Origin of the sequence: Niabella drilacis (assembly GCF_900101395.1) — a bacterium.
Lineage (GTDB): Bacteria > Bacteroidota > Bacteroidia > Chitinophagales > Chitinophagaceae > Niabella > Niabella drilacis.
On record NZ_FMZO01000039.1, the window covers coordinates 1 to 7,817 of the forward strand.

General features: G+C 46.8%; 8 protein-coding genes. 6 read left to right on the plus strand and 2 right to left on the minus strand.

Annotation, left to right across the window (positions count from 1 at the left end; genetic code table 11):
* From BLS44_RS26890 to BLS44_RS27060, 6 genes are all read left to right on the plus strand, one after another.
* On the plus strand, positions 1-268 hold a 268-nt coding region (locus BLS44_RS26890; protein ID WP_218127826.1), incomplete at its 5' end, for a hypothetical protein.
* Between the two features lie 149 nt (positions 269-417).
* Positions 418-1,941, plus strand: a complete 1,524-nt coding sequence (locus tag BLS44_RS26030; RefSeq protein WP_090393692.1) for a bifunctional GNAT family N-acetyltransferase/carbon-nitrogen hydrolase family protein — start codon at positions 418-420, stop codon at positions 1,939-1,941.
* Positions 1,942-2,076: 135 nt separating this feature from the next.
* Complete coding sequence (locus BLS44_RS26035; RefSeq protein ID WP_090393693.1) at positions 2,077-4,215, plus strand: peptidylprolyl isomerase; 2,139 nt, start codon at positions 2,077-2,079, stop codon at positions 4,213-4,215.
* Positions 4,216-4,325: 110 nt separating this feature from the next.
* Positions 4,326-4,832 carry a DUF2480 family protein gene (locus BLS44_RS26040; RefSeq protein WP_090393694.1) on the plus strand — a complete coding sequence of 169 codons (507 nt, stop codon included), beginning with the start codon at positions 4,326-4,328 and terminating at the stop codon, positions 4,830-4,832.
* Between the two features lie 364 nt (positions 4,833-5,196).
* Positions 5,197-5,541, plus strand: a complete 345-nt coding sequence (locus BLS44_RS26895) for a hypothetical protein (protein WP_218127827.1) — start codon at positions 5,197-5,199, stop codon at positions 5,539-5,541.
* Complete coding sequence (locus tag BLS44_RS27060) at positions 5,538-5,660, plus strand: hypothetical protein (RefSeq protein ID WP_262492885.1); 123 nt, start codon at positions 5,538-5,540, stop codon at positions 5,658-5,660. The genes BLS44_RS26895 and BLS44_RS27060 overlap by 4 nt, the downstream gene beginning before the upstream one ends.
* 13 nt (positions 5,661-5,673) lie before the next feature.
* On the opposite strand, the gene BLS44_RS26050 is transcribed toward BLS44_RS27060, so the two are convergent.
* Both BLS44_RS26050 and corA read right to left on the minus strand, forming a co-directional pair.
* Positions 5,674-6,105 (minus strand): hypothetical protein, encoded by a 432-nt coding sequence (locus BLS44_RS26050; protein WP_176954565.1) that lies wholly within the window; start codon positions 6,103-6,105, stop codon positions 5,674-5,676.
* A 331-nt stretch (positions 6,106-6,436) separates the two neighbouring features.
* Positions 6,437-7,549: a magnesium/cobalt transporter CorA gene (gene corA / locus BLS44_RS26055; RefSeq protein ID WP_090393696.1), complete on the minus strand. Its 1,113-nt coding sequence runs from the start codon at positions 7,547-7,549 to the stop codon at positions 6,437-6,439.
* Positions 7,550-7,817 lie beyond the last annotated feature (268 nt).

Consider the following 7,817-nt stretch of genomic DNA (forward strand, 5'->3'; position numbering starts at 1 on the left):
TCCGGAGGAGCAGCGTGTTTATAGTAATCTGCTGTTTTATCCCCCCGGCTCCTGTAGGAGCCGCGTGTTTGTTGGGCCCGAAATTTTACGCGGCTCCTACAGGAGCCGGGGTTTCCCCTTTAGAGCCTGTTTAAATTTTATTGATGGAATTTATTATGAAGCTATTTTGGAGCGAAACAAGGAAAATTTTGCAGGCATAGTAGGCCACTATGGCGAAAAATTTAACGCAGTTGCAGCCCAAAACAGCCATAATAAAGCCATTGAATGAATTTTAAACAGGCTCTTAATATCTTGCTATAAACACGAGGCACTTACAGTGCCTGAAAATGCTCCCGGTGTGCTCTCTTCACCCAATTTAGATGCGTTTGCCCTGTTGCATCGGACCAACCGCAGGATATTTACATTAAATTTGTTCGTATGACAGACGCGATCAATATCGAAATAAAAACACTTGAAAAGGACCAGTACGATGCCCTTAAAGAGACCATGATCGCCTCCTACCCCAGTATGCCCGAAAGCTACTGGCAACGGGAACAGATCAACCGGCTCATCAATCTTTTTCCCGAAGGCCAGGTAGTGATCTATATAAATGGAGTAATGGCGGCCTGTGCCCTTTCCATTATCGTGGACGAAAAAAAAGTGAACAACCGGCATAATTATAAAAGCATCACAGGAAATTATTCTTTTAACTCGCACGATCCGGAGGGTGAAATTTTATATGGCATCGATGTATTCATCAAGCCCCAGTTCCGCGGCATGCGCCTGGGACGGCGTTTATATGATTACCGGAAAGAGCTGGCAGAACACCTGAACCTGAAAGGGATCGTATTTGGAGGTCGTATACCCGGGTACCATAAATATGCGCAGGAACTTACACCCAGCCAGTACATCCAGAAAGTAAAACAAAAAGAGCTGCATGATCCGGTGCTGGACTTTCAGCTCTCCAACGACTTTCACCCGGTGCGTATTATAAAAAATTACCTGCACGGCGATTTGCAGTCCAACGAATACGGCGTGCTCCTGAAATGGGATAATATTTATTATGAAGACCGGAGCGAACAGGCCTTTCCACTCAAGCGGGTGGTGCGGCTGGGGCTGATACAATGGCAAATGCGGCTTTACAAGAACATGGAGGAAATGATGACCCAGGTGGAATACTTTGTAGATACGGTTTCCGGCTACCGTTGCGATTTTGCGGTGTTCCCCGAGTTTTTCAACGCTCCGCTGATGGCAGAATACAATCATCTTTCCGCTGCCGATGCAGTAAAAGAGGTGTCAAAATACACCGCCGTTATACGGGACCGGTTTGCGGCACTGGCTATCAGCTACAATATAAATATCGTCACCGGCAGCATGCCGGAGGTAGTGGACGGCCGCCTTTACAATGTGGGCTACCTCTGCCACCGCGACGGCTCTATAGATAAATATGAAAAGATCCATGTAACCCCCGATGAAGAGCGGGTATGGGGCATGGTGGGCGGCAACCAGGTAAAGACCTTTGATACGGATTGCGGCAAAGTAGGCATCCTGGTCTGCTACGACTCCGAGTTTCCCGAGCTAAGCCGCCTGCTGGCAGATGAGGGGATGGACATTCTTTTTGTGCCTTTCCTTACAGATACACAAAACGCCTATTTCCGTGTACGGCATTGCGCACAGGCCCGCGCCATTGAAAATGAATGTTATGTGGCCATTGCCGGCAATGTAGGCAACCTGCCCCAGGTACAGAATATGGATATCCAGTATGCACAATCCATGATCCTGACCCCCTGCGACTTTTCCTTTCCTTCCAATGGCATTGAGGCAGAAGCCACGCCCAATACCGAAATGGTAGTGATCGGGGACGTGGACATCGACCTCCTGCGGCATTTACACAGGTTCGGAAGCGTTAAAAACCTGGCAGACCGGCGGAAAGATGTATATGAAGTGGTCCGGAAAAGCTAAAAAGACCTTTTTATCCAGCTACTTTCCGCTTCCGGACAGCAGTTTCACCGGCTGTTCACCGCCATTTTTCCACAGTTTGTTGATATCTTTAAAAACGCTATTTTTGCCAACCTTTTAATTAACTATCTTTTTAACATGTCAGTAATACAGAAGATCCAGGACAAATATGGCAAGGTAATGGCCGTAATTATTGGGCTTGCATTAGTCATATTTGTAGTGATGCTTGCTTTTGAGAACGGGGGCAGCCTCTTTACCGGGGATGTCCGGACGATTGGAAAAGTAAACGGGGAAAAAATTGAGTTTCCCGAATTCAGCGCTTTGGTGGAGCAGCGAACACAAATGATGCAGGCCCAGGGCATGAGCGGTGGCGAAGGCGCGGCACAACAGGCCAACGAAATGGCCTGGGGCCAGGAGGTATCGCGCATCCTGCTTTCTCAGGAATCCCAAAAGCTGGGCCTGGATGTGGGACGTAAAGAACTGAATGACCTGCTTTTTGGCGCCAACCCTCCCCAGGAGCTGGCACAGGGCTTCACCGATCCGCAAACCGGAAAATTTGATGCAGCAGCAGCGCAGGCACAGATCAACCAGATAAAATCCAAAGGAACTCCTGAGCAAAAAGCACAGATCAACCTGTTCCTGGATCAGCTGATCCTGCAACGCAAGGCTGAAAAATACGATGCCCTGTTAACAACCAGTATCAATTTTCCAAAATGGATGATCGAAAAGCAAAGTGCCGATGACGCCCTGATGTCGAAAGTATCTTTTGTTTCAGAACCCTACACCAGCGTTTCCGATTCCTCGGTAAAGATCACCGAAAGTGATATCCAGGACTATATCAACAAACATAAAACCGACTTTAAACAGCAGGAAAGCCGCAGCATTGCCTATGTTGCCTTTAATGCGCAACCCAACGGAGCCGACAGCATTGCAGCCCGGCAGCGTCTGCTGGACCTGAAGCCGGCTTTTGACAGTGCCCACAATGTAAAAGACTTCCTGGTAAGCGAAGGGATCAATAACTATTACGACGGGTTTATCAGCAGCAACCGCATCCAGGTGCCCATGAAGGATTCCATCCTCAAAGTAGGTACCGGCAATATTTATGGCCCTTATGTGGATGCGAACAACTATGCGCTTGCAAAAATTGTAGCAACCACCAATATGCCGGATACGGTAAAAGTGCGGCATATCCTTATCGGTTTAGCCACCCAGGATCCCCAGACCGGTCAGCAGATCCCTTTAAGAGATTCTGCCACTGCCCGTAAACTGGCCGACAGCCTGTTTACCGCTTTACAAAAAGGTTCCAGCTTTGACACCCTTGTGGCAAAGTTCTCTACCGATGGTGGCAGTTTACAAACCGGCGGCGTTTTCGATAACGTACCCTCCGGACAAATGACACCGGCTTTTAACGATTATATCTTTACCCACCCTGCGGGCAGCAAAGGCATTGTAAAGACGGAATACGGATACCATATTGTTGAAGTGCTCAGCACCAAAGGAAGCACAACCGGCTATAAGATCGCTTATGTAACCAAACCCATCGAAGCCAGCCAGGAAACCGATAACACGGCAAGCAATGCAGCCACGCATTTTGCGGCGCAGGCTACGGACCAAAAGACGTTTAATGCTGCTGCAGAAAAGCTGATGGCAGAAAAAGGCATCCTGAAATCTATTGCCTCCGATATTCCTCCCACCGGTGCAATGATCCAGGGCCTGGGTGCATCCCGTGCCTTTGTGAAGAACGTCTATAAGGCAGACCTGGGAGATGTGGTACAGCCCGAAAGAGTAGGCGATTACTATGTAGTGGGCCTGGTTACGGAAATCAACAAAGAAGGTACCATGAGCACCGCTAAGGCGCGTGCGCGGGTAGAGCCCCTGCTCATCAACCAGAAGAAAGCAAAGATCATTACTGATAAGATCGGGAAGGTCACTACGCTGGAAGCAGCGGCTACCGTACTGAAAAAGCAGGTTGAAACAGCCGATAGCCTGCGCTTCAATGGCCAAACACCTTCCGCTATTGGTTTTGAGCCGAAAGTGCTTGGAGCCGCCTTTAACAAGGCCAACCTGCAAAAAGTAGTGCCGGAAGCCATTGCCGGATCGCAGGGCGTTTATGTAATACGTGTAGACAATTTAATGAGTACCCCCTCACCGGCACAAAACCCGGATGAGATCCGCAGAATGCGTTATATGCAAGCCAAACAGCAGGCGCAATTCCAATCGATCCAGGCACTGCGGGAAGCGGCTACGATCAAAGACTACAGAAGTAAATTCTATTAATCGGATCGTTTCAACATATCTTTTTTACAGCCCCGCTTTGGCGGGGCTTTTTATTTGATCTTCCGGGCTGCAGAAATAAACCAGCACCGGCGTAACTTTGTTCTATCATTATGGAACCTATTATCAGAAATAAAGTAGCGGAAAGCGGGATCATTACCCTCAACCTGGAATCGTATTATCCTGCAGAACCTGTAGTGCTGTTCGACATTAAAGATTATCTCTTTATGGGCCTGATCCTGAAGGAAAAGGATTTTCGCGCAGCCCTCAAAGAGCAGGATTGGTCGGTCTATGAAAACCAGCTGGTAGGGATCGTTTGCTCCGCAGACGCCATTATACCGCTTTGGGCCTATATGCTGACCGTAAGCTACCTGCAGCCGGTAGCAAAATTTGTAAGCCTTGGAGATGAAGCTGCTATCAAAACCAAGTGGCTGCTGAAAAATATTGAGGACATTGATGCCGGTGCCTTTACCGATGCCCGCGTGGTGATCAAGGGCTGCGGCGATATTCCGGTATCTGAAGACGCATACGCCGCCATCTCTTTAAAATTGCTACCCGTGGTTAAAAGCCTGATGTATGGCGAGCCCTGTAGTACAGTGCCGGTGTATAAACGGAAATAGCTTTTATGTGAAATTTCAATAAGATAATCTGTTTTTTTTCGGTTTTCTTACTAAAATTTTACATTTCCACTATGAACATCCAACAGGAAATAAGCAGACAGGCCAATAAACCATTGCCCCGTCAATTTATTTTATCTTTATTAAACGGGTATAGTCAGCCAAATGACAAAGTGCATACACTTATAAAAGTGGCATATTAACCCCGTTAAAGAAAGGTCTTTACATTGCAGGAGAAGCTTTGCAAACAACAAAACCGTCTAAATTCTTAGTGGCCAACCACTTGCTGGGCCCGAGTTATATATCGGGCGACAGCGCACTTACCCATTATCGATTGATCCCCGAGAGAGTATTTGAAACGGTGTCTATGACCACCAAAGCTTCCAGAAATTTTAATACGGTAATGGGAGTATTCAGCTACACACATCTGGCACTTCCTTATTATGCTTTTGGAATCATCCAAACAGCTCTGCCCGAAAATCAATTTGCATTGATTGCATCTCCTGAAAAGGCTTTACTTGACAAGATCATTACAACTTCCGGCGCACTTTTCAGAAGTATTGCAGCTGCCAAAACCTATCTCCTTGAAAATTTACGTATGGATAAAGAAGCGCTAAAAAACCTGGATACCCAACAGATGAGAGAATGGCTGCATAACGCCCCAAAACAGGAAAGCCTTTCCCTTATAATACAATCAATTTCCCAGTTATGATAAAAGAATGGCTGCATGAAGTATATAACCCTTCTAATAAGGATGAAGCCCTCCAGGCACTAAGAGAAATTATGCAGGAAGTTGCGCTGGCGGGCCCTGTATACCGTACCTGTTTTTAAAAGAAAATAGCCGCTATTTATAACCCCGCCAGTGTTTCGTGTCAAAAACAAGCAGTTGACGGTGATAGGATTTAACCGGTCGGCCGTTTTGTGTTGCAGGAGACCAGCGATACGGGCAGCCCTTAAGCAGTAGCTGCTCCACCCGTTTTCCCAGCCCAAACCCGGGGTCTTTACGCACTTTGTATAAATGAAACCACCCGGATGTATCAACAATATACAGGATCTCTACTTCATAAACGCCCTCCGGAATTTTTGTTGTGACTTCCGGCGCCAGAAAAAGCCGGTCATCCAGATACCGCTGCCATAAAGAAGAATCAATAACCGCATTGGTCGAAAACCCACAGATCAAATTGCTTTCTCTTACAATATGAACCGGAACGTTCCGCTGTCCCCGGCTGCTTATTGCGCAGGTAAAAACAAACAATAAAAGAATGCATTGCCTCATCTTTACAGGACGCATAGTGTGTAGTAATCCATAAAACAGCCGGCGCACCTGAGGAAATAGAAGAAGAGCCAGGGCATTACTGATTTATAGTCGGCATAAAAAGCATGCTAGCATTTTTGGCCGGTAAAACCTGTTCTGGTACCGGATCTCCATTCCCATTTTGTAGTTATTGCCGAAGTTTGATATATCTGTTATTAACAATTTTTGGGTCTGCACAAAAGCATTCGTTAGTATCAGACGGCACTTTAAAATAGGACCGGATAAAAGACTATTGAAGTTGCAGCCGCATAAAAAATGGAAGTTTTTTCTGCTACTACTTGTTAATACACCATCAGAACCACCCTTTTCTTTTAAAGATCAGCAGCATCCAGATGGGGATCAGGATCATGGCCGTAACGGCGATCCAGAAACCAAAATGCTGGTTGGTGAGGGGGAGCACGTTAAAATTCATTCCAAAGATCCCACCGATCACCGTTGCCGGCGCAAGCAGGCAGGTTACAATAGCCATAACCTTCATTACTTCATTCATCTTCAGGTTCACGTTGCTCAGGTAGAGGTCCTGCATACCGGTAAGCATATCCCGGTAGTTATCTACCAGGTCAATGGCCTGCACAATATGATCATACACGTCTTTATAATAACGCTCATTCAATTCCGTCAGCAGCTCGCTTTCGCTTTTGATCAACCCGCCGATCACCTCGCGTACCGGGTAAATCGTTCTTTTTAAAACGATCAGTTCTTTGCGCAGGGAATTAATATAAGCCAGCGTCCGCTTGCTGGCGCTGCGGATGATCTCTTCCTCCAGGTCTTCGATCTCATCTCCCAGTTTGTCCATTACAATAAAATAATGGTCTACAATAGTATCCAGCAGGGTATAATACAGATAGTCCGCTTCTTTGGTCCGGGTCTTACTGGCAGGCAGTTTCAGCCGCCCCCTCAATGCCGTAAATACATCCCTGTTGAGATCTTCCTGGAAGGTGATCACAAAATTACGGCCCAGCACCAAGCTGATCTGTTCCTGGTCCACGGATTTTTTCTGCTCGTTGTAATAGAGCATATTCACCAGGCAGAAAAGGATATCATCCACTTCATCCATTTTAGCCCGCTGGTCAACGCTCAGGATATCTTCCTGCAACAAAGGGTGAATGCCATAGCGGGCACCTACCGTTTCCACGTCTGATTTACGCAACCCGTCAATATTGACCCATACGATCTTATTGCTTTCCTTTAGTGCCAGCGCCTCCTGTAAAGAAATGTCCTTTCGCTCTTCTATACTTTCTTTACTATAACAATACGCTGTAATGATCACCTGTTGCGCTTCTTCCCTTTTGGGTACAACTGTCGGGTTAACAGACAGGATCTCCCGGGTCCGTTCTGTACCAAAAAGCTCAAACAGGTTGGGGAGAAAAAGATACTTCAAATATTTTTCCGGACGCATCTTCATACAGGAAAGATAGGTATTTTAATGCACAACAAAACCGGGCGTACCCGTGCTGGCACATAACATTTGAGGGTTCTTCCGATTTTTGCGGATATCGCATATAATGAATACCCGGGTAATATTATGGTCTGCGTAATGCTGTGCAATCTCCGGTGAGCCATAAGATCCTCAACACAGTTCCGCTGTTCTTTTCTCACGGATTCCACAGACGTGCACAGACCTCTAAGCTTCTGTGTAAATCCGTGCAATCCGTGAGCAATAATCGCTACCC

What these genes read in the sequence shown, in the direction of transcription:
- BLS44_RS26030 (WP_090393692.1), top strand. Translation starts at nt 418, where the DNA reads ATGACAGACGCGATCAATATCGAAATAAAAACACTTGAAAAGGACCAG.
- BLS44_RS26035 (WP_090393693.1), top strand. Translation starts at nt 2,077, where the DNA reads ATGTCAGTAATACAGAAGATCCAGGACAAATATGGCAAGGTAATGGCC.
- BLS44_RS26040 (WP_090393694.1), top strand. Translation starts at nt 4,326, where the DNA reads ATGGAACCTATTATCAGAAATAAAGTAGCGGAAAGCGGGATCATTACC.
- BLS44_RS26895 (WP_218127827.1), top strand. Translation starts at nt 5,197, where the DNA reads ATGACCACCAAAGCTTCCAGAAATTTTAATACGGTAATGGGAGTATTC.
- BLS44_RS27060 (WP_262492885.1), top strand. Translation starts at nt 5,538, where the DNA reads ATGATAAAAGAATGGCTGCATGAAGTATATAACCCTTCTAATAAGGAT.
- BLS44_RS26050 (WP_176954565.1), bottom strand. Translation starts at nt 6,105, where the DNA reads ATGAGGCAATGCATTCTTTTATTGTTTGTTTTTACCTGCGCAATAAGC.
- corA (WP_090393696.1), bottom strand. Translation starts at nt 7,549, where the DNA reads ATGAAGATGCGTCCGGAAAAATATTTGAAGTATCTTTTTCTCCCCAAC.